Here is a 22,132-nt window from a genome sequence, read left to right as displayed (position 1 = left end):
CCGTGACATTATGCCCCGCCTTGCAAAGCGCTATCGCGCTCGTCAGGCCCCCAATGCCCCCACCAATGACAAGTATGTCGAGTTTGTTCATGGCCTGTACCTTTGCGGATGCACCAACGCGTTGCGCGTGAAGATCAGTCTCTGAGCGCGCCACCCGTCGGCTTGGGGGCGTTCTCCTTTCGGAAGAAATCGAATTTTTGTTGATCTGGCCAAGGGGCGATCTGGGCCGTCGTTCCAAGGCGGAGCAACATCGGCGCCTTGGGGTCATAAACTTTCCAATGCAAATCGGGCGTTTCTGGGCTGCCGCTGCGAGCAAAGGCTACCAGCGAACGCGTCATCATCTTGCTGAACGCCACATCGGCAGGGGTCCACGCGCGGGTGGTGCGATAGCGATTGAAGCTGTCCAGCGTGCCCAGCCAGAACGGCACCTCCGATGTGTGATAGGCCCCTGCTGTGGCCGGATCGAGGTCCGAGAATTTGACCCCGACGGCATAAGAATGCGGCCGCGCAAATTCATAGGAATAGACCTTTGCGTGACCATGGGCCGTGATGGCATCGGCCCATTGCCCCATGGATGCTGCCATGGTGCTGTCACGGTCGGCAGCGCGGGCCTGATCGCGGGCTTGCTCGTCAGTGCTGGCGGGATAGAGGGCCAGAAACCTGGGCGCGTGATCACCGTAACGGGCCGAGGCCTTGGCTTGATAATCGGCAAGCCCTTTGACAGCGCCAAGGCCACCAAAGGATTCGTCATGCGTGAAACCCAGCAGAGTGGGCACATCTCGATGAGCGCCGCGCGCGAAACGCTGCTCGACACTTTCGTTCAGCACATAGCCATCGGTAATCGGACCAATCTTGGGCGCATCGGCTGTGCGTTGAACAACAATGCGGTCGGCAGGCATGGCGCGCAGATCCGCCAGACTTTTTGCGCGCAGCACAGTTTGAAGTTTCAGCCCTTCCTGTTCGGCATCTGCCAACGGCAACGAGGCACTGGGGCCACCGGCGGCGGCTCCGCTCATTCCGACAACGCGATGGAAAAGGCCCTGCGCCAGCGGACTGGCCTGCAGCGTCTGTACCGACATGGATCCGGCCGACTGGCCCGCGATCGTTACATTGTCCGGGTCGCCACCAAAGCGGGCGATGTTGCGCTTTACCCATTTGAGCGCCGCGATCTGGTCCAGAAATGCATAATTGCCAGAGGTCTTGTGCGGCGATTCAGCCGACAGTTCGGGCAAGGCCATGAAACCCAACGCGCCGAGGCGATAGTTGAAGTTCACAAACACTGCGCCTTCGCGAGCGACCGCTTCACCGCCATAAAGCGGCATGCCGGCGGTACCGATATAGAAGGCCCCGCCGTGGATATAGACAATCACCGGGGCCTTCTTCAGGCCCGGGCGCGCCCATACATTAAGGTAAAGGCAGTCCTCGCTGGTGATTTCGGCCCCCGAATATTGGTTGACCATCACGTTGCGCTGGGGCTGTGTGCATTGTGGACCAAAACGATCAGCGTGATATGTGCCCCGCCATGGCGCGACAGGCTGGGGATCTTTCCAGCGCAGATCACGCACCGGCGGAGCCGCATAGGGGATGCCAAGCCAAGCCTGAGAACCCGAGGCCAGGATAACCCCTTCCACGCGGCCACTGTCAAGCGTGACGACTGGCGCCACGGATGTTGCGCCATGGGTGGATGCGTGGACCGGCAATGACGATGCCAGCAAGGACAATGCAGCAGCAGACTTGAACTTCATGATACCGACACCCAAAGGTTGATACTTGCGCGGGAAAAGTGTCGGCCCACCCTGCGAGCGGGCCGACAGAAACCGGGCGATGAGGCTCGCCCGGCGCCATGGGCAGATCAGAACCTGAAGCGCGCGCCTCCCTTGAACGTGCGGCCCATCAGGTCGTAATAGGCGCTGCCATTGGCGGGCAGCGGCGGATCGCGATCAAACAGGTTATTGATATTGAAGAAGATCGTGTACTGTTTATCCGCGCCAAAACTGTAACGCATGCCAATGTCGACATAGGTCACGGCCGGAATATTGTTATTCGATATACTCGTTGTAAGGGTGGGGTCGTATCCTGCCTGATCCGGGCCAAAGAGCCCGTTATTCTGGCGCGAGGGAGATACGTAGCGAATATTGGCATTCGCCCCAAAACGCCCGACTTCATAATCCAATGAAGTGTTGATCAGCCATTTGGGCAAACCGGCCGGGCCGCCAAAAGCCGCGCCAGTTTGACCGGCGCGATCAATGCCGTTTGGAAACAGCGTCGAAATATCCGTCGACGACCAGAACGACATGACATGCGTGGCCATCATGTTCGCCGTCAGTTTACCATGCAGGCCGATCTCCTCCAGCGACTGGCGATAGGTGGCCTGAATATCCAGACCCCGCGTTTTGAACGAGGCCACGTTGGCGGTGACACCGCGTACGCCGGTCATCTGTCCGGCAACGGGATCGTTGTTGGCAAAGCTGATCAGCGAGCACCACGAATTGCCGGTGTAAGCCCCGCCGATGAAGCAGTTGTTGACCACGCCCTGCGTGCTGGTCGAGGTGATCGCGCCCTCAATGCGGATGTCATAATAGTCGACCGAGAGCCGCAGATTGCGCAGGAACGAAGGCTGCCAGGAGACGCCTGCGGTCTGCGTGATCGAGATTTCCGGTTTCAGGCCGGGATTGCCGCCGACAATGAACCCGGCCGTGTTGGTCGGAGCGGCCACGCCTCTGCGCGGATCGGTGGGCAACGGAAGCGACTGGGTCTGGGGGGTGTAAAGCTCGATCAGATTGGGCGCACGAATATCGCGTGAACGGGTGGTGCGGAACAGCAATCCGTCCACAGGCTCCCAGGTCAGACCTGCTTTCCAGGTCGTGACGCGCCCGGAGGTGCTGTAATCGGTGACGCGTGCCGCGCCGTTGAAATCAAGCTTTTTGGTAAAGGGGGCATCGCGCAGCAGCGGCACGATGGTTTCGATATAGGCTTCCTTCACCGTCTGGCTGACCGTGGGCAGGGCAGCGCCCGTGCCGGTAAGCCAGCCGGAGCTTTGTGAAAGGGCGTCCGTATTCAGGCGCACCGATTCCCTGCGGTATTCCGCGCCCACGCCAATGGAAACCGGCCCGGCCCATGTCGAGAAAGGCTCGCCCTGAATGTTGGCCGAGAGATCATGCAGGCCGGTTTTGCCCGACCCGGTTGCCGTGCCCAGAATATAGCTGGCGGCCGCTGCTGAAACATTGGCCTTGCCCAGAATGTTGATCGGAACGCAGCCTGCCGCCACCGCGGCGGCGCTGCGGCAGACAATCTGGCCGCCTACCGAAACGGCATCCAGCGCATTGCGGAAATTCGCGGTTTTAAAGGTGTTGCTGATCGCGACATGGGATGTGTTCTGACCAAAGAGATAGGAAGCGTCCCATTTCCATTTGTCGCCGAATTGCCCCTTCAGACCCGTATGAACCCGTATCAGTTCATTTTGAATGCTGCGGACACTGGGGCCAAAATCCTGCCCCGAATAACCGATGCTCAGCCCGCCCGCCGGGACAAGCGCCAGTTGGGCAGGCGTGAGCGCCTGCGCCAGATAGGCATTGTCCTTGGCAATGGTCAAAGCCGGACCAGCGCCGGCGCCATCGCGACGGATGATAATGATGCCGGTTGTTTTCACATTGGAATAGAGTGGCTCAACATAGGCGGTGATATTGTCATTGATGTCGAATGTCACCTTGCCCATGACATTGTAGCGGATCTGGGCCGGTCGCAATTGCTGCGTGTTGAGATTGTTGATCCCGGCCGCTGCGTTCGCGGCCAGCGCCGAGGGTGTGAAAAAGTCCAGCGATGATGACATGTTGCTCAGGCCGGGGCTGAAGGCCGTCGTGGTGACGCCGCCGCTGGCCGTGGGCACGAACGCCAGACCCTTGAGCGCGCCATTAGTAAGGATCAGGCCACCGCTCGTCGCCGTACCGAAATAGCCGCCATTAGGCCCGACGATCGTGTTGGCCGTGCCTGCCGGACGATTGGTGATGGTTTGGCTGCCCCATGCCTCGCGGCCCCATGCTCGCGCAGTGTTGTAATAAGCGGTTCCACCATCGTCATTATATTCACCACCAATGACAAAATGGCCACGGCCTCCGGCAAATTTCGTGCCAAAGGCCAGAGTTGCAAACTTGTCTTTGGCATCATTATAGCGGGTCTGGCTGTATTGGGCGGAACCCTTGACGCCAACAAAGCGGTCATCGATCTGGAAATTGATAACGCCCGCGACCGCGTCCGAGCCATAGGCCGCCGAAGCGCCGCCGGTCACCACGTCCGAAGTCTTGATCAGCACGGTCGGGATCACGTTGAGGTCGGTCGTGCCGGCCGAAGACGTCACGCCGGGGATGATGGTCTGCGGCATGCGCGCCCGGTCAAGCAGCACCAGCGTGCGGACCGAGCCCAGCCCCCTCAAGTCGGCGAGGAAAGCGCCGGTATTGCCAATGCCGCCCGCATTAGGCGAGACGGCCGCGCGAAACGCGGGAACAGCATTCAGAGCGTCGCCGATGTTGACCATCGCACGCTGCTGTACAAACTCCTGCCCGACCACCGTGGTCGGCGTGGGCGCGGTATAGCCGTCACGCGCGATGCGTGTTGCGGTCACCACAATATCGGCGGCTTCAGTCTTGGCCGCCGAGGTCGATGCGGGCGAAGTTGTTTGTGCCTGAACATGCATGGGCAGCAGCATTGCTGCACCAATCAGAAAGGAGGCGCGGCGTTTGAATGATCCGGTCCGATTGGAAATGTAGGCCGCGCCATAAGGCGCGTTCATTGTATGCATTATCATGTCCTCCCACCAACAATTTTCGGGGCTTGATTCCACCCATTGGTTAGGCCGATTGATGTATTCTATTTGACCTATGCATGATAATGATTATTGAAAATGGTAATCCATCGCTTTTAACGATGGTTTGGTGTGGGCCGAATGCCCGATCTGCTCCATCAAGAATTTTCAGTCATCTATATGTTTAAAAAAGATTTTTGTCTCAGCGAAATTCTGACTTCCTGTACTGATGCTGAGTTGTCAGTCGATGTCTTAAAATCTGTCAGTCCAATTTCATCGTGATATCAAATGATGCCAAGCCGATTTGGGGGCCAATGTCGCGCCATTTGGCCTCTTGACCAGATTGCGTGAATTTTGATGGTGACCAAGCCGGGCTGGCAGATTGAACCAGGAAAGAACGACAATGCGGCTTGACCAGTTTGACCTCAACCTTCTTATCGCCTTTGACGTTTTGCTAAGGGAGCGCAACGTAACCCAGGCGGCGGCGCACCTGCACATTACACAGTCGTCGATGAGCGCAGCTCTCAAGCGCCTTCGAGTCTCGTTGAATGACGAGATTTTGGTGCAGCATGGTAAGAAAATGATTCCCACGCCCCGCGCCTTGGCATTGGCGCCCGAGATTGCCGCCACCATCCAAAACCTGCGTAATCTTATCGCATCGGCCACCATTTTTGACCCGGCGCATTCGACACGTCGCTTTCGTATCGCGGCCTCGGACTACATTACCACCGTGCTCATCACGCCATTGCTCGCGACGCTGCAAAAAGTGGCCCCACGGATCGAGCTTGAAGTGCTGCTTCCGGACAACAGTTCGCGAAAGGCGATGGACGATGGAGAACTCGATCTTCTCCTTACGCCACAGCAGTTTTTAAGCCCGGATCACCCAAGCGACTTCCTTTTCAGCGAGCGTCACGTCATTATCGGCTGTGCCAGCAATCCGGTGTTTCGAGGTGAGCTGACGATTGAATCCTTTGAAAAATGCGGCCACGTGGGCGTGCATATTCAAGGCAGTCCGATCTTTATCGATGAGGCACTCCACGCGGTGGGCGATCACCGGCGCATCGAAGTCATCGCCCCTTCCTTCCTTCAGGTTCCCTGGCTGTTGCGCAACACAACCCGATTGGCGCTCATTCATGAAAGGCTGGCGAATTTATTGGCCGAACCTTTCTCGCTTGCCGTTGCGAATTGCCCAATCAACCTTCCCGCCATGAATGAAATGATGCAATATCATTGCGCAAGAGCAAATGACCAAGGTCTGCTTTGGCTAAGAGAATGTTTGAAGGATATTGCGGTGCGAAGTGAGCCATCGGTGATGGAATGGATCGGAAAAGGCGCATAATCATCCGTGATAATTATACGCCATCTCGTTTGCTTTGGGCCTATATGTTCAGAAAGGGAAGGCGCCGGCCATCAGTACGCAGAACTCAGCGTAACTTCATGGTCAATGGCTCCGGCTTCATTCCAGAACTGAACGGTCAATTCGGCTGATTTTCCGCTGCGGGGCGGAACAACATTCATCTTCAGAAAGCCGCCATCAGGACCAGCCTGCAGATAGGGCTGCTTGATAAGCGCATTGGGGGCGGTGCCTCTGGGGTTTCCGGGGGCGACGCCGGGACGGGAATTTTGCCGGTGGATCGTCCCACAGGAGAATTCCTGTGCGCCGGTCGGATGGATGGAATGATATTTCCAGTGGCGATCGCCATTCACGATATAGGTGTTGGCCAGTCTGGCGTTGGCCTTGAGAAATTCGAGGAAGTGCTCGCCTTCATTTTGGAAGCCACCCAATGATGCGTGGTTGTCGCGTTTGCGGGCGTCATCCGGGCCGATCACCGGGGTCGGGCTGATGATGATCCGGAAATCGGCATCGCTGGCCAACAGTGTCTTTTCCAGCCATGCCCTTTGCTCGGCGCCCCAAATCGTCTTGTCGGGTCCATCGGGCATGGCATTGGGCGAGCGATAGTCGCGTCCCTCAAGCATCCATATCTGAAGATGCCGGTTGACCCGCACGGTCCGATAGGTCGGCCCATGCGCGACCACGGGCACTTGTTCAAGGAATGCCCGCTTGCCATCGGAAACGGCCGGAAGCTCGGTCCCCGTGTTGTCGGCATCATCAAAGCGGAAATCGTGATCGTCCTTCATAAAGAAGGTGGCAATTTCGCCAAATGCGTCTTTGACCGAAGGCACGGCGAGTTGGCGATTCCACATCAACCGCATTTCGGGCAAGGTCTTGGCCCAAAACCGTTGGTCCCCCATCGGGTGATCGTAATAGACGGTATCGCCCGTGGCGATCATGAAATCGGGCCGCGCATGGCGAATATGGTCCATGGCGGGATAGCCTCTGCGCCGCACTTCTTCGCTCGCCAGCGGCCCGCCTTGCGCATAGGGATTGGCTGCCCGGTCGCCAAGGCCATAGAAATGCTGATAGCTCAGGCAACTGAACACCGCCACCGATACAGGCTCGGACGATGCTTCTTCGGGCAGGGTCCTGAATTGGCCCATGGTCTCGGGCTTGTGAATCTTGCCCATAGGGTCGCGGAATTCGACGCGGTAAAAATGGCTTTTGGCTGGTGCGAGACCTTTGACCTCGGCCTTCACAACAAAGTCATTTTCCGCAATGGCGGCATTCCATGGCGTTTTCATGGCGCGGGCAAACTGTGCATTGTCCGCGACCAGAAAGCGGATGCTGCCCTCGCGGCCGGGACTGCGGCTGGCAAAATCGCCGGGAGTGGCCAGAGCGCTGGATACTCTGGCCTGGAGGAGGGCGTAATCAGAAGGATTTTGCCCTGTTTCGCGATTCTTAGGTTCATAATAAATCAATATGTTAGGAAATTTGTCCGTCTGTGTTCACCCCCGTTCAGCACCGCTTATTTGACGCTTATTTGACAAGTTTGTATAGTCGAGGGATGTCAAAAACCCTTGTAGATGCTCCCCTTACCTCTCGTAGTTCGCGCAAGCGTTTGGAGCCAGGTGTGTACTGGCGCGTCGTGGATGCGGATATCCACCTCGGCTATCGGCGGGGTAAAAGAGTTGGTGCCTGGTTGGTCCGCTGGCGGAACGACAAAGGTTACAAACAAGCGGCGCTTGGAACGCCTGATGACGAAGTCAGTGTCGGGACGCTTGATTATCATGCAGCGATCAGAGCCGCCCGGCTTCATGTCGAGGCAGTCCGGACGGAGACCAAGGCTTTCGCCGAAGGTCCTATCCAAACGGTAGCATCGGCGGTGGCGGACTATATTGCAGAGCGGGATGCTCGAGATAGCCGCCGGGTCGGCCGTGCTACGCGCTCAGATGCTGCACGTCGGCTTGAAAAATATGTCATCGGTCGACCCTGCGTTGGAAATCGCGCCGCCGTACAGGCCGCTCCACTGGCAGCGATTCCACTCCACAAACTTAAAGATTCTGATTTAATTTTGTGGCGTGATAATCTGAATTCAAGTCTGAAAGAAACTGCTGTCCAACGCCTTCTGAATGATCTTAAGGCAGCTCTCAATAGGGCGGCCCAGAGGCATAAGGCAAAATTGCCGTTGGCATTTTCTGGTATTGTAAAATCGGCGCTGAAGGCGCGTGTGAGCGATGAAGATGAGGATGTTCCTCTCGCTCGAGAAAGTCAGATACTGAGAGATGATCAGATTCGGGAAATTTTGACGGCATGCAGTAAAGTAGATTCTGAAAATAATTGGGATGGTGATTTGTTTCGACTCATCTTGGTGATGGCAGCGACAGGAGCCCGCTTCTCACAGGTTGCGCGATTGCGGGTTGGCCATGTGCAGTATGAAATGGGCCGTGTCATGATGCCCAAGAGCAGGAAGGGAAGAGGTGGGAAGGGTGGTGAAATCCCTGTTCCAGCGGGCGAAGATGTGCTGGCTACCTTAAGGATTGTGACTACAGGGCGGGATAAAAATGATTGGTTGCTAGAGCGCTGGCGTCACGAGCAGCAGTCGGGAGAGATTAGATGGCGTCGTGTGAGTCGTGGCCCTTGGCAATTACCTGGAGAGATCGTGCGCCCCTGGTCGCTCATTCGACAGCAGGTCAATATTCCCGAGGCAATCCCCTATGCCTTGCGTCATTCCTCGATTGTTCGAGGCATACGCGCCAATTTGCCTCTTCGCTTGGTAGCGGCAATACATGATACAAGTGTTGTTATGATAGAGCGGCACTATGCACGTTACATTGCTGACGGTCTGGATGAAATGGCTATGCGTGCAGTCGTGCCACTGGTCTCATAAGATGCTCTATGGCGACCAAGATTTAGTATAGAAGATGCTTGTATAAGCCAATTTTGCAGGCATATTCAATTTTATTTGAAAAAATTGAGGTCGTCGTCAATGATTTTTATGAGGTCGCTGTTGCTTGTTATTGCTCAGCAATGCCTCAAGGCTTGCCACAGGAATCAATGTTGATCGGCCAATCTTGACGGTGGTTACGTCACCGGATGCCATCAGTGCATATAATTTTGTCCGGCCAATTCCGGTCATGCGAACGGCTTCAGGAATGCGGACGGCAAGCGGCTTGAATTGGGTGAAATTGCCATCGGGTTGCGACGCCGAGTTGATAGCATTAAACTTTTTCATTTGGAAACCATCCTTGGATGGTCTACCCGCCACGTCGAAGATATAACATTGAAAATGTTACCGCGTAACACTTTTTTTGCCCATTTTGGGGGGCGTTAATTCGCCTCCTGCCAAACCACTTGGTTGATGTATTGCCTGCGCGAGGATTTTTTCGTGGAAATCATCGAACCTGAAAACCCGTCAATAGGCAATCCTGCTTCGAAGACGAGTCCGCGTCTGCGCGATTACATCTGGCGCCCACATCTCGCCAAAGTCTGGTGGAGCGCATCCTTGCTCTGGTGGGATGGTTTTGTGCAGGCGCAGGAGACCGGCTGGCTGCTTGATTATTTCCAGACCGCTGTGGCGGGTTATCTCAACGTGCTGTTTTTCCCGGTGACCATCATCTTGGCGCTGGGCGTTCCCTTCGCCTGGGCAAAGCTTGATTGCGGCGATTGGGTGATCTCGCCAGAGCCATTACCGCAAGATCAGTCTTTTATGTCTCGCTCGGTCGGTGGCATGCGCGATCCCGCGTCCGACCCGCTGGATCCGAGGTCGGGCATTTTGCATTGGCGAAAATTCCACCCCGATGAATGAGATCAATCATCATGACGATCTTTGGAATCATTGTCACCATCCCCTGATCCATGGCCTGTATCAGTTGAGAAGCGGCCAGCCTTCAATACCGATGATTGCTCCATTGAGGTCAATGGGGCGGTGATGTCGAACGTTCCTCGACCTGCATCCGCGTGATTGAGGTAGCGGCTCCGCAGACCATCCTTGCCTAGAATCTGATTGCGCAATTCACTTGTGAAGGTTTCGGTCGGTGTTTGGGATTGGGCGGCCTTGCGTTCGGCAGCGGCAATTGCATGGCGAACATCGTAATTGACGATATCGATTTTGGCATCTGCGCTTTCTGAGGTCATCCCACGATCCGAACTTTGGAAGCCGACACTCCCGCTGACATTTGCCCCAATCGAACCGCCTGCTGCCCGACCACCCGCCTTGCCAGTCCCGCCAGCAAGCTGCCGCCCCGCCGACCCGGAAATCCCGGCATTGATGTCGGTCCCTGTCGAAGTCTGATCCTGCGCCGAGCGCGAGAGTGAGCGGGTCCATCCGGTCTGCGCGATGATCGCCTGAACATCGCGCTGGAGCGTGTCGGCGACCTGAGGCTTCAAACGCCATTGCCCCTTGCGGTCCATCTCGAACCCGCCTCTGAGCCAGCCTTCCATCATCGCCTGACCCTGCTGGCCGCCACTGAGGAAATGCTCTATCGTATCGGGCCCGGCCTGCTTGCCCGCCTCAAAACGGGTGCTGGTGTCCGAGCGGGCCGACTGGCTGAACCCGGCGCTGCTCGAGACAAGCAGATCGTTATGGGCAAAGCTGAACCGCGCCCGCCCGCCATTGGCAAGGGCGCCGAGCTGGTTTTCGTTGATCAGCCCTCCCTTCCACATCGCTGCTGCGCCTTCGGGCGAGAGATTGAGGTTGAGATCGCCATTCTGATCCATCGCGATCTGGCGCCGCGACAGATTAACGCCGTGTTCGCCCAGCAGCTTCTGCATGCGGGTGAGGCGTTCCTGCTCGATAATCCGGCCGAGCCTTTCGTTGCGTGCGCGATCGGCAATGCCAGTGGCACCGCCTTCCGCCATGTCGGTCTGATTGCCCGATGTGCGCCCCAGCGCCTGAATGAAACCGTCGAGCCGGGCCGCTTCGCGCACCGATGCGCCGGCAACTGCGGCTCCTTGGGCAAAACCGGTATTGTCGGCCTGCCGCCTTGCTTCGCCGATGTGCGCCGCCGAGCGGGTGCCTGCAGGCCCCACCTCACGCTGAGCATCGAGCTTACCCGCCCTTTCGGCAAAATCGTAGCGAGAGGCCTCATGGCTACGTCCATAGATGCTGGTATGTTCGCGCGCCGCCTCGGCATTGGCGCCATCGGCGGTGCCAAGCTGGCTGGCAGCATGATAGGTCGCCAAAGCGCGTTCGACCTGCGCCTCGTTGCGTCCGGTGCTTCGCGCCAACTGGGTAACCGCCGAAGAACGGGCTTCTCCTGCCAGCGTGTTGATGAAGCTGATCTTGCGGCTGGCCTCGTCGAGCGGCAATCCAAGCATGGATGCGGCCTGCCGCTGGCCCGCATTTGAGCCGCTGCGCCAGGCCTGTTCGGTTGCGACATTGCTGCGTTCGCTGGCCGCAACCCGGTTTCCGGCAAAATCCCGGCGTCCTTCCATCGCGCCAGCATTCACCTGCGCGCCTGTGAGATCGTTGCGCAGCATCTGCTCCTGATCGAAAGCATTGGCCGAGAGCTTGGCCAAGGTCGGGTCTGCTGAGGCCTGAGCGATCACGGTAGAGGCCTTGAGTGCGGCGTCCTTGGCTTCATAACCGCCGCGCTCAAAATGCCGCTGCGCACCGGACATCATCATGTCATAGGCATTGGTGTCGCCAAAGGCCTTCCACTGCACCATATTCTGGGTGAAAGCGGCAAAGGCGCGTTCGCCTGCCTGCCCATTTCCGAAATATCCCGTCCCAAGACGCCGCAGCGCATCCTTCTCGGCAAAATTATGGATGGCCCCGGTGGCGGCATTGGCGCGCACCGCCTGCGCGCTGGCCGGATCGGCCAGATCGCGCCCGGCCAGCGCGGGGGCGAGACCGCCCAATTCACGCGAAGCATCGATCCCGCCAAGCGCAAAAGCGGCACCACCTGCCAGAGCGCCACCATGTTCGCCGATCACGGTTCCGGCCATGCCAAAACTTCGATTGGCGCCAAAATTGCTGCGCTCGCCAAAGTCCCCGAAGGTGGATGACGCGGCGCTCCTGGCCATGGTTCCGCCTGCCGAAGCCTGAGCCTCAAGCGCGGAAGCATAGCCTTCCTTCGTCATCAGCGGGGCTGCGGCAGCGCTGGCCATGCCTTGCGCCTGCAGCGCCTCGCCGGTGAAAGAGGAGAACACATTGCCCGAGAAGCGGAAGACGGTGAAGGTAAAGGCGCCCGCCACGCCGGCCGCCGCCATGCGGAAGGAGCCGAAGATCGCCAGCGCCTTCATCGCCGAAGAGGGAGCCAGCAGCCAGGCATTGGCACCCAGATGGTTCGAGCGCATCTCGGCCAATACGGCCATCGCCCGTCCGAGGGTCAGCTGATAGATGCCTGCATCAATGACGCCCCAGAGCGCGACAAAAACGAAAAGCCCCAAGGCAAAGCTGGCCACCCGCAGATTGATCGGGGTGAGGATGAACATCAACGCGATCGGCGTCATAAACAGCATGATGCCAAACACCGTTGCGCGGATAGTGGGCATCCATTCATTGGCGACCGACATCAAGGCCAGCCCACCCGAGATCACCGCGCGATTGGCCATGACGCGCGAAGCGGTTGCCGGACTATCCTCGAAGAGGACATCGCCAACGGCATTGCCCAGCATGATATCGCTCATCAGCGCCTGCATGGTGAGCGAGGTGCCCATCATCATGTCACCCATCTGGCCCAGATTGCTGCGGCAGCGCGAAAGCTGCCCTACATCGCCCACATCATAGCCGGTGCGGGCGCAGACCTGCTTGGCATAATTGTCGAAAAGCGTTGGGTCGGACAGGCGCGTCTGGATCGCATCCCAGGCCTCGGCGCAGGTGACCGTGGTGCCGCCCTTATCGGTCGCGGAATAGACGGTGCTGTAGGTGGCGGGACCAGCCATCGCGGCAAAACTGGCGGGCAGGTTGGTTGTGCTGCGAAAAAGCTGGTCATCATCGACAGGGTAGGAACCTGAGGTTCGGGCGACCGGGTAGCACTGGCGGACATAATCCCTGATCGTCGCTTCAAGAAAGGTGTCAGCCATCGGCCCGCGCGGTGAGACGGCATTGAGGAACAGGTCGAAGGCATGGCCGCCCGCACCGAATTCGAGCTTGGCATTGGGATCGGTGGTGTTGTCATCGATCACCTCGGACAGTGCACGCTCCATCAGATTGGTGGTGCCCGCGACCATCACGATGAGATTGGGAACACCGTCGACACTCTGATAGGCATTGCGCACCTTGTCATAGACGTGGACGGTACCGGTCGTCGAGACGAGGCCGACGAAGAGACCGATGCCGAACAGCATCTGAAAGCCGAAGGCGACGATGCCCATGCCCTGTCCGCGAATGCCGGCGAGCAGCGCGCCCAGCGCGATCCCGGCCACCGCGCAGATCACCACCAGCGTCTCGTAGCGCGCGTCGGCGAAGATCAGCGAGACGAGATGGAAGGCATCGACCGTTTCAGCAAAGCCATCGTAACTGTAGAAACTCGCGTCCAGCGCGTGGGCCGGGCTGCCGAGCAGAGCCAGATGCGCGGTCAGCAGTCCGGCGGCGATCCGGTAGCAGGCGTTACGACGGCGACGGCGCGAAAGGATCTGGCGCATAGGCAGGGGCCTTCCCATCAGCGGTTGCGATAGGCGGCGGTGCCTGCGGCTTCGCGGGCATCGCGGTCGCGCTGGCGCAGAAGCCCGGCGTAGCTGGCCGAAAGATTGGCCTGACTGAGGGCGGCAAGATAGGACTGGCGCATCTGCGCGCGCTGGCGCAGCACGTCCTCGCGCAGATCACGCAATTGTTCGATCCCCTTCGAGAGAATCTTTGTCTGGCAGATCTTGCTGCTCTCGGAACTGGCAGCTCCGGCCACCGTGGCTCCGCGTTCTGCATTGGTCAGCGTAAAGTCGATCGAACGGGTCAGGTCGTTGAGCATCTGATAGGCTAGGCTCAGGGCCACCAGTTGATCGGTGTCGGAGATCACGGAATCAGGTACGCCCTGCCGCACGCCCCATTCGAGCAGGCGATAGACCGGCATGGTCTTCACATTGGCGACGAACTGCTTTTCCTCCGATGTCAGCCCGGCGCGGGTGCGGATCTTTGCGCTGATCGAGGCCATGCGCTCGCGGGCCAGTTCGAGGGCGCCCTTGCCGCCCTGCGCCGAACAGTCCGAGGCGGTTGCAGGCACATTAATGCTGCGCGTCTGCACCTTGCCGGTCAGGAAATCCTCGGGCGTGTCACTGTCCTGATGCGGGCAGGCCGGGATTGCCGAGAAGACCGGTACTTTGTCATTTGCGTCCCAGCGCATATAGACATCGCCCACGCGGGCGCGCATCACGCCTGCCCAGTCGCCCGCGCCCACGCGCTGGGCGGCATGGGCGAGCAGTGAGCCGGTCCGAAAAATGTCAGTGACTTCGGTCGGGCAGTTTTCCAGAGCCTCCTTCAGGTCCTCGGTCGGATTGCCATTGTTGGCTTTGAGCTTCTCCCGGCTCTGCTGATAGCTTTTGGCAAAACCAGCCGAGACCGATTTGGAGCCGGTCATCTCCTCGATGATCCCGCTCATATTATCATCGCCCCGCGCCATCTGGACCATGCGGTTGGCAAGGCGGCAATCATTGACCTGGATCGAGTTGAGGTAATTGGTTGCCGCCTCCATCTTTGAGATGATGTTGCCCATCTTCTCGTCGAGCGTTTCGAGCAGGTATTGGAAGGCAACGGCAGGAGCTGCCTGCAGGATGCTCTCGAGCTTTTGCACAAGGTAATCGGGATCGAGGAAGGACATGCCGCCCAGAAACATGTCGATGCCGCCGCAGCCCGCTTTGACCTTGGGCAGCGAGAGCGACATCAGATAATCGTCATGGACATCGAAGCGCCCTGACATGCCCCCTGCGGTAACATAGCCGCGCGTCTGATCGCTGAAGCTGCCGGGGGAACTGTAGGTCGCATTGTCGAACCAGCTTTCGGTCCAACTTTGCGCGAAGGCCGGTTCGCTGGCGGCGCAGCTTGTCAGCAGGGCAGCAAGGGGAAGGTTCAGGATCGGGCGGGTTTTGGGCATGGCGGGCCTCTTCGACTGGGGAAGGGATGAGGATGCACGCCCGCCCTGCGCGGCATCGTCGATTGCGAGGGGAAAGTTTTTTGCATCATTGGCCGCGCCTTTGCGGCTGGCTGTCGGTACCCACGATGCCGGTATATTTGGCCATGGCGCGAAGACCGACATCGGGCCTGACACCTGCGAGCATCTTGGTTGCCAGATAGGCATTGCGCGCCAGATTGGCGAGGTGATCGGCGCCGATGGCAATAGGGATGGCTCGTCGCTCGTCATTGGCGGGCCTGACCCAGGCGACCGGATGTCCCACCCATGGCAGGCCGAGCCTACCCGAGCGCAGCATGGCTTCATCGCGGCTTATGATCCGCACCTGCCAGTGATAGCGGGCGCGAAACTCGCCCAGCCTTGCCCAGAGGTCGGCGCAGGGGAAGCAGCCTGACGCGGTGGTCATTTCGATCACGTTGAGCGAGGCTGTGCTGAAAAGGGTTTCGGCAAAGTCGGGCGGGAAGTCGCGGGTTACAGGCACACGAGCGAGCCATGCCTGCATCTGGGCTGCATCATGGACGGGATGGATTGCTGCGCGGGCAGCATCGGCGCGGGTGATGGGGCGGGCCGACAAGGGGGCTATCCATGGAACCGCAAGAAGCAGGACAAGAATCTTGATGGTAAGGCGTTTTTGCATTACCTTGGCAAGGCTGCTAAGGAAATAAGCCATGACCACTCTGACCGTCACGACCAAGGGCCAGATCACTCTCAGGAGGGATCTGCTCCAGCACCTGGGAATCCATCCCGGATCGAAGATTACTGTGCAGAAGCTGCCCAATGGCCGGATTGAGGTTGCGGCCGAGCGGCCCAAGGGCAAGATTTCCGATGCCTTCGGCTTGCTGAAAAGAGAAGGCCAGCGGGTCATCTCGATTGAGGAAATGAATGAAGTGATCGCCAAGGGTTGGGCGGGTGAGCCGTGAAGATTACCGCCGATACCAATGTCCTGGTGCGTGCCGTCGCCGCAGATGATCCTGAACAGACCCGAATTGCCCAAAACTTGCTCGAACGTGCTGAACTGGTAGCGATGCCGGTTATGGCCCTGTGCGAGTTTTGCTGGGTCATGGGGCGGGCCTACGGATTTGCATCCGTAGAGATTGCTCACGCTCTTCGATTGCTGACCGGCGGTGACAATGTCTCCGTCGATGGGCCTGCTGTTGAAGCGGGGCTTGCCATGCTGGATGCAGGAGGTGATTTTGCAGATGGCGTGATCGCGCAAGGCGGACAATGGCTCGATGGCGAGACATTTGCCTCCTTCGACCGCAAAGCCGTTTCCCTGCTGCGGGCGCAGGGCGTGAAGGTCTTGCTGCCTCAGTGAAGCCAACTGCCTGATGGTCGCTTCTGTCACGGCCTCTTCCCGCTCACCATATCGCCGCCGATCACTCGCGGATCGCTGGCCGATACCGGCCCGTTGGCGAGTGCATCGAAGAACCCGTCCTCTTCGCCGGCCCCGGTCAGGAATTGCTCGGGCCTGATATCCCCTGTGAGCAGGCGCACGGCATTATAGGCGGTCTGGATGAGATTGGGATAGGCCTCGACGCCATTGGCGATCACCATGCGCTGGGACGAATTGCGGCGAATGACCATGGTGGTGGGCGTGACTTCGACCCCGAAACGGGCGGCAAGGTCAGTGCGCTGGTCGAGATCCATCCGCGAGACCTGCCAGCCCGTCTCCTCCTGAAACCGCTGGAGGATTGGCCATTGTACGCGGCAATAGGCGCAGGATGCGCGCGAGAACATGACCAGCGCGAATTCGCTGCCATGGGCGCGCAGATACTGGCGGCGCAAAGCGTCCTTTTGCGCGGTCATCCGGTCGCGCGCATCGCCCACCATCGGATTGGCCGATTTCGAATTGAGTTCGGGATGCGCGAGCATGGCGATCTGGGTGACCCCGGCAAAGGCGCGGGCCTTGCGGCGGGCAAAATCCTCCAGCTTCCAGAAATCGGCGACCGCCTCGACACTCAGGACCGTGGCGGCATAATCGCGCTGCGCCTCGATCAGCTTGCGGATTTTTGCCGGGGACAGGCGCGCAAGTTCGGCCATCGGCGGGATGGCGGGCTTTGCCAGTTCATCCGGCTCACTTGCAGGTTCATCTGCTGCGGGCCTGGGCCGCGGCTGATACCACCAATAGCCCTGCGCGCCGGGCCGGCTGGACGGTGCACTTTGCGCGAGTGCCATTGGAGCATGGACAAGAGTTACTGCGAGCAGCCCGGCGCGAATAAGCGGGTTCACAGCACTTTCTCCATGCGGTGCAGGCCGGAGATGGCGATGGGCCCGTAATAGCGGCTGTCGAAACCACGGGGATGGCCCGAGCCCACATAGACATAGCCTGCCGGAATGACCGCGTAGGCCGGCTGCCAGTGCGCCAACTTTTGACCTTTGCTCCCGACAGGCCGGCTCGAGCCAAGCAGCCTGCCATTGCAATAATACCAGCCGTCTTGAAATCCGGGATGCATCGGGGAAGGCCGCTCGACCATCGCGATCCTGTCGGCGGGCAGGCACAGGACATATTTGGTGACATCGACGGGCGCGGGACCGGCGAGCGGATGGGAGAGCTTGAAAGACACCAGATCCCCGCGCCGGATCGGACCGGGCGCGGCATGGACCAGATAGGCATCGATCGAAGGGCTGGCGACCAGTGTTATGCCGGGAAGAGCATACCAGGTAAAAAGGCCGATCGGCAGGACGATGCCACAGGCTTTCCAGAGCTGCTGCGGGCGTGGTGGCTCGCCAAGCCCCGCGCTGCCCAGCGCGACAGAGGCGCGTAAGGGGAGCAGCCTGACCTCAGGCCAGAGGCGCTTACCGGCGTTCCAGACGCGTCGTAACATCGCGGACCTCCTCTTTGCCGCCGAGGCGGCCATATTCATCGAGCAGTGCGGAGAGGGAAGCGTCGCCATAGATGAGATGAGCGCCGCGCTCGCTGTCCTCCTCGCGCTCGCAATAGGGCAGGGTGGGATCGCCCGGGATCAGGGTGAGGGCCGGGACCTGGCGCACATCATGCTGACGGAAGATCAGCGGATCGACGATCACCTGCACTTTGCGCATCGCGCAGGCAGGCCCTTCGCAGCCGGGATCGAGGCGCGGGGCCTGAGCGACCAGTTTCGCCATCGGGCCGACGCGGCCCATGCCGCCCACCATCCCCCGAAAAGCGATCACCCCGCCGACAGGTTCAAGCTGCCCGGCATAGGCGCGAAGCTGGGAAAGCGGCATCGAGGAGGAGGCAAACAGCACAGGGACATAGGCCTTGGGGCCGGTGGGGGCGATGGCACCTTCAAGCGCCGCGCGATCGGGGGCCTCCAGGCCCAGCGCCTGGGCCACACGTTTCGCCATGGCTTCGCGGCTTGCGGCAAGCCCGGCGCGGCCAGCATTCAGTGCCGCGCGGGCGCGGGTTTCCATAGCGGGCGAGGGGGAGCGTTGACGAAATCCTTCAAAGGCTCGGCGGGCCTTGTTGTCGGGAGCCGAAGGCAAGGCGATGGCTGGCAGAACGGGCTGCGGTGTTCCGGTCCCAGGCCGGCGCTTTTGCTGCGCGGCGATGGCGGCCTTCAGGCGCTTCATCGCGGCATCGCCTTGCGCCTGCGTGTTCACTCGATAATTGCCGGGCGCGGCCGGGGCCTGTGCCAGTGTGGCGGTGGTCAGCATGGCCGGGCCAAGCGCGAGGCAAAACCTAGGGTATGACCGTCTGCATATAGGCATCGATCCGCTCCTTCATGTCGATCTGGATGTTGCTCTGGGTTTTGGCGGTCAGGTCCGAATAATATTCGGAGAGATCCATCCTGCTGAAGTCGAGCGCCTGAAACTCTTCCGCCGTAAAGCCCCGGCAATAAGGGTCCTTGGGGCTGCCCCAGCCGATGCGGTTAAAGGACTTCAATTGTGGGCGGCCCTGTTCCTGAATGATCCGGCCAAGCTTGGTGTTGAAGCAGCAATTGCCGACCGACTTCTGGATGCAGATGCCAAGGATGTTCGAAGAACACCAGGCGCCGACCTCGTGGCACATGCCCGAGCCGCGCAGGATGCCCGCTTCCATGTCCTGCTGATCGCAGCCCGAGAGCAGGAATTCGAGGACGAGATTGATCGCCAGACTGATCGCGAGCGAGGTGGGATCGATGCCGATAATGGCGCCGGCCCCTGCGCTTGCCGCCTGACTGGCCGAAGCCCCCGCCTGGAAGGCGGCATAGGCTGCCCGCATCCCGGAAAACACGCCCTTGGCCACAGCGATCTTGGTCGAGAGCGAGGTGAGAGCCGAGCCGGTCCCGTCCTTGATGATTGATCCGCGATTACGGCAGCAATTGGAAAATGTCGTGAGCAGGCCCGCCGGTCGGCAGCGCAAAGCCCGCCCGGAAAAGATCTCGATCGCGCCGGTGCAATTGCCTGCATCATCGAGTGTCCCGTCATTGGCGACGCCCGGATCGTCGATCACCGGGCTGGTGGTGATCGCGCCGGCGCTGGGGGTGCAGGCATTGGGTGAGCAGGCGGGCGTCCCGCCGCTTTCGGGCGTCAGGCATTGATACTGGCTGCCGAGCGGACAGCTATAGGCGCCCTGCGCATCGGTGGTGCAATCCGTCCGTCCGAGTGGGCAGAGATAGGCATAGCCCGCCATGGCTGTGCAGTTGGCGATCTCGCCGGGATCCGCAGCATCGCCATTGCCGTTGAGATCGGCGGCGCAAAGTTGCGAGGTCTGCGCCCGGGCAGGCATGACGAGGACCAGACAGCTTGCCCCGAGCAGCGCGGGCAGGACCATGCGCCGGATGAGCGGTCGGGGCAGGGAAGGCGCGCGGTTCATCGCCGGCTCGCCGTGCAGACAAGATCGGCCCCGCCGAGACGCAGGCTCTGCATCATGACCGCTGCTTCGGGAAAATCATCGAGGCAGCCGCAGGCACTGACGAGTTCCTCGCCCGCGCCGAGCGGACAGACATTGTCGCTGCCGCAGCTATGGTAGAATATGTCATAGCCGGTCGGCGCATTCTGTTTTGTACCCACGACCCCATCGACCGCAGTGTCATTGTTGGCTTTGGGCGTGCGGGTCTTGCAGATGGCCTCGCAACTCGCCACCGAAGCCTGGCCCGGCAGGGCAAAGGCGCGGGTAGTCGTCGAAATTGTACCATCGGCAGCGGTGATGCGGTCGGCGAGCAGGCTTGGGCTCGAATGGTCGATAATATAGGTCGCGCGCGAAAGATCGGGTGTGGCGGTAGAGGCTACGCATTGATAGCGCCGCTCCTTCTCGAAAAAGCTGCGCGTCACGCTTTGTGAGCAAGCAACGGAACTCACAATCCTGGTCTGGGCCAGAGGTCGCAGGCCGGTGGCGACGCCATTGCGGAAGGTCTCGACCCCATCGACACTCTCGCTCTTGAGCGTGCAGGACGTATCGGCGGCATTGCCCATGCAGGCATCTGTAAGCGTTTCGCCAAGCTCGCAGGACGTATCGACTTCGGCATGGACCTGAAGGTTACCCTCGCCGCGGTCGCCCACCGCGACGCGCAGGACAATGGTATGATCGCCTTTGGTCATCCAGGGCATCAGGTCGATGTTCGGGTAGAAATAGCTGGTGCGCCCGCGATCGCAGGATCCGGGCGGATTGCCGGAACCGGTCCATGCGCCGGGCCCATAGGAAATCAGCTCGCCATCGATGCGAACCTGCCCCCAGTCATCGGCGAACCACGCGGGGATGGTGACGGATTTAAGTCGCTCGGGTTTCTCGACATGAAGCGTTATAGGATAATCGAAGAGGGCGCAGGAGCCGCCATAGAGTGTGTTGTCGCCGGGCGAACCTGTCAGGAAATCGGCGCTGCCGGGCGTTGGGCTCGAAGTTGCATAGCCGCCCGAGCTGCGCTGGATGACATCCTCGAGTGAGATGGCCGTCAGCGTCAGATCGCGGGTGATCGCGCAATCGCGTGTGCTTGAGGTTCTGCCGGTCCCGACGGGCGATCCGGCGAGCGTCTGGAAGACACCGCTGCTCTGCGCGGCGCTATAGGCGTCGCCCGAGAGCGCCGATGGATTGGCCGCATAGCTGCTGGCGGTGAGCGAAGGGCTTGATGTGCAGGCGGTGGTCTGCGCGCCGCTGTAGCGGATGAGCGGGCCATCGACGCTGGCTTCGAGCACCCCGATGCGCGGGTCTGCCGAGGTGAGCGCGCCCACCACGCCGCCGCCCAGATCCTTCAGGATCGAGGCAATATTGCCCCAGGCCAGATTGGCGCCGCAGGCATTATTGATGCAATAGCAGCCCGCCAGCTGGGTGAGATCGACTTCGGCCAGCTTGAGGTTGCCGGTTGTTCCGGTCGCCCATTGGAAATTCCGGCAATTGTTCCAGCTTCCAGGATCGCAGGCGATGATGCCATTGGCGCAGATGCCTGAGACCGGCCGGGGCACACTCAGCACCTCATCGAAGGAACCGTCGAGATTGCTGTCGCGCGAGATGGTAAGCGTAGCGATATCGCCGCTGGCCGCGGGCTGGGCGAGCAGTTCGAGCATGGTCGCGCTTTTCTGGCAGGCGATGGTGGGGGTGAAACTCTGACTGCCATCGATAGTGCTGACGGCATTGCCCGCCAGAGCAGGGGTAAGGTAATTCTGGCGCAGTGTGTCGCTGGTGCTGCTTTTGCCCTGCGCGGCGGAAGCGGCGGCGCGGGCGCGATCTTCCATGGTTTGGGCATTGGCGACATCGGCGATCATGAGGCTGATGGCACTCAGGAGAAGGGCGAGCGACAGGCGAAAAGTACTGGTCATCGCGTACCTCCTGTTACCAGGCGCTGTCCCTTGCGCAGGCGAAACAGCATGTCGTGCGGGAGTGCGGGTTCTTCGCTCGCCACGATCCGGAAGACGGCCTGCCCTTCAAAACAGGTCAGAACCGCGACCGGAACCACTTGCTGTATTCGGGTTGCAGATGGCTCGGTCTCGATGCTAAGAAAAAGGGGTGGAGCGACGCCGCTGAGAGGCGGCGGCGTC

Annotated in this window: 17 protein-coding genes; 5 read left to right on the top strand and 12 right to left on the bottom strand. The window is 59.9% G+C overall.

Annotation, left to right across the window (positions count from 1 at the left end):
- Positions 1 to 134 precede the first annotated feature (134 nt).
- Entirely contained in the window at positions 135 to 1,745 is a 1,611-nt protein-coding gene (locus ACZ9HU_RS18120) for a carboxylesterase/lipase family protein (RefSeq protein WP_476107007.1), read from the bottom strand.
- Positions 1,746 to 1,852: 107 nt separating this feature from the next.
- Positions 1,853 to 4,786: a TonB-dependent receptor domain-containing protein gene (locus ACZ9HU_RS18115; RefSeq protein ID WP_476107005.1), complete on the bottom strand. Its 2,934-nt coding sequence runs from the start codon at positions 4,784 to 4,786 to the stop codon at positions 1,853 to 1,855.
- Positions 4,787 to 5,201: 415 nt separating this feature from the next.
- Between ACZ9HU_RS18115 and ACZ9HU_RS18110 the strand changes: the two genes are divergently transcribed.
- The gene (locus ACZ9HU_RS18110) at positions 5,202 to 6,137 is read left to right on the top strand and encodes a LysR family transcriptional regulator (protein ID WP_476107003.1); all 936 of its coding nucleotides are present in this window, start codon (positions 5,202 to 5,204) and stop codon (positions 6,135 to 6,137) included.
- Between the two features lie 71 nt (positions 6,138 to 6,208).
- On the opposite strand, the gene ACZ9HU_RS18105 is transcribed toward ACZ9HU_RS18110, so the two are convergent.
- Positions 6,209 to 7,615, bottom strand: a complete 1,407-nt coding sequence (locus tag ACZ9HU_RS18105; protein WP_476107002.1) for an alkaline phosphatase D family protein — start codon at positions 7,613 to 7,615, stop codon at positions 6,209 to 6,211.
- An 86-nt stretch (positions 7,616 to 7,701) separates the two neighbouring features.
- On the opposite strand from ACZ9HU_RS18105, the gene ACZ9HU_RS18100 reads away from it, so the two are divergent.
- The gene (locus tag ACZ9HU_RS18100) at positions 7,702 to 9,024 is read left to right on the top strand and encodes a tyrosine-type recombinase/integrase (RefSeq protein WP_476107001.1); all 1,323 of its coding nucleotides are present in this window, start codon (positions 7,702 to 7,704) and stop codon (positions 9,022 to 9,024) included.
- A 96-nt stretch (positions 9,025 to 9,120) separates the two neighbouring features.
- On the opposite strand, the gene ACZ9HU_RS18095 is transcribed toward ACZ9HU_RS18100, so the two are convergent.
- A complete protein-coding gene (locus ACZ9HU_RS18095) occupies positions 9,121 to 9,369 on the bottom strand; it encodes a helix-turn-helix transcriptional regulator (RefSeq protein ID WP_476107000.1) in 249 nt (82 codons plus the stop codon).
- A gap of 153 nt (positions 9,370 to 9,522) precedes the next feature.
- Here ACZ9HU_RS18095 and ACZ9HU_RS18090 point away from each other — a divergent pair, with 153 nt between their 5' ends.
- Positions 9,523 to 9,942 (top strand): hypothetical protein, encoded by a 420-nt coding sequence (locus ACZ9HU_RS18090; RefSeq protein WP_476106999.1) that lies wholly within the window; start codon positions 9,523 to 9,525, stop codon positions 9,940 to 9,942.
- A gap of 2 nt (positions 9,943 to 9,944) precedes the next feature.
- Here ACZ9HU_RS18090 and ACZ9HU_RS18085 read toward each other — a convergent pair whose 3' ends face one another.
- From ACZ9HU_RS18085 to ACZ9HU_RS18075, 3 genes are all read right to left on the bottom strand, one after another.
- The gene (locus ACZ9HU_RS18085) at positions 9,945 to 13,724 is read right to left on the bottom strand and encodes a conjugal transfer protein TraG N-terminal domain-containing protein (RefSeq protein ID WP_476106998.1); all 3,780 of its coding nucleotides are present in this window, start codon (positions 13,722 to 13,724) and stop codon (positions 9,945 to 9,947) included.
- A gap of 17 nt (positions 13,725 to 13,741) precedes the next feature.
- Positions 13,742 to 15,163, bottom strand: a complete 1,422-nt coding sequence (locus tag ACZ9HU_RS18080; RefSeq protein ID WP_476106997.1) for a conjugal transfer protein TraH — start codon at positions 15,161 to 15,163, stop codon at positions 13,742 to 13,744.
- Between the two features lie 85 nt (positions 15,164 to 15,248).
- Entirely contained in the window at positions 15,249 to 15,836 is a 588-nt protein-coding gene (locus ACZ9HU_RS18075; RefSeq protein ID WP_476106996.1) for a hypothetical protein, read from the bottom strand.
- A 31-nt stretch (positions 15,837 to 15,867) separates the two neighbouring features.
- On the opposite strand from ACZ9HU_RS18075, the gene ACZ9HU_RS18070 reads away from it, so the two are divergent.
- Both ACZ9HU_RS18070 and ACZ9HU_RS18065 read left to right on the top strand, forming a co-directional pair.
- Positions 15,868 to 16,119, top strand: coding sequence for an AbrB/MazE/SpoVT family DNA-binding domain-containing protein (locus tag ACZ9HU_RS18070; protein ID WP_476106994.1), 252 nt, complete (start codon positions 15,868 to 15,870; stop codon positions 16,117 to 16,119).
- Positions 16,116 to 16,514 (top strand): type II toxin-antitoxin system VapC family toxin, encoded by a 399-nt coding sequence (locus tag ACZ9HU_RS18065; RefSeq protein ID WP_476106991.1) that lies wholly within the window; start codon positions 16,116 to 16,118, stop codon positions 16,512 to 16,514. Before ACZ9HU_RS18070 ends, ACZ9HU_RS18065 begins: the two co-directional genes overlap by 4 nt.
- A 26-nt stretch (positions 16,515 to 16,540) precedes the next feature.
- On the opposite strand, the gene ACZ9HU_RS18060 is transcribed toward ACZ9HU_RS18065, so the two are convergent.
- From ACZ9HU_RS18060 to ACZ9HU_RS18040, 5 genes are read right to left on the bottom strand one after another with little or no spacing between them, the layout of a single operon-like run.
- Complete coding sequence (locus ACZ9HU_RS18060) at positions 16,541 to 17,374, bottom strand: conjugal transfer protein TraF (protein ID WP_476107018.1); 834 nt, start codon at positions 17,372 to 17,374, stop codon at positions 16,541 to 16,543.
- 50 nt (positions 17,375 to 17,424) lie between these two features.
- A complete protein-coding gene (locus ACZ9HU_RS18055; protein WP_476106989.1) occupies positions 17,425 to 18,024 on the bottom strand; it encodes a S26 family signal peptidase in 600 nt (199 codons plus the stop codon).
- Complete coding sequence (locus ACZ9HU_RS18050; RefSeq protein WP_476106986.1) at positions 17,996 to 18,835, bottom strand: type-F conjugative transfer system pilin assembly protein TrbC; 840 nt, start codon at positions 18,833 to 18,835, stop codon at positions 17,996 to 17,998. Before ACZ9HU_RS18050 ends, ACZ9HU_RS18055 begins: the two co-directional genes overlap by 29 nt.
- A 25-nt stretch (positions 18,836 to 18,860) precedes the next feature.
- Positions 18,861 to 19,976 (bottom strand): conjugal transfer protein TraN, encoded by a 1,116-nt coding sequence (gene traN / locus ACZ9HU_RS18045; protein WP_476106985.1) that lies wholly within the window; start codon positions 19,974 to 19,976, stop codon positions 18,861 to 18,863.
- Positions 19,973 to 21,913 (bottom strand): hypothetical protein, encoded by a 1,941-nt coding sequence (locus tag ACZ9HU_RS18040; protein ID WP_476106984.1) that lies wholly within the window; start codon positions 21,911 to 21,913, stop codon positions 19,973 to 19,975. Before ACZ9HU_RS18040 ends, traN begins: the two co-directional genes overlap by 4 nt.
- Between the last annotated feature and the right edge of the window lie 219 nt (positions 21,914 to 22,132).

The organism is Novosphingobium sp. Sphag1I (assembly GCF_056279125.1).
The sequence above is the reverse complement of the archived record's forward strand: the minus strand, read 5'-3'. Positions and strand labels throughout refer to the sequence as shown.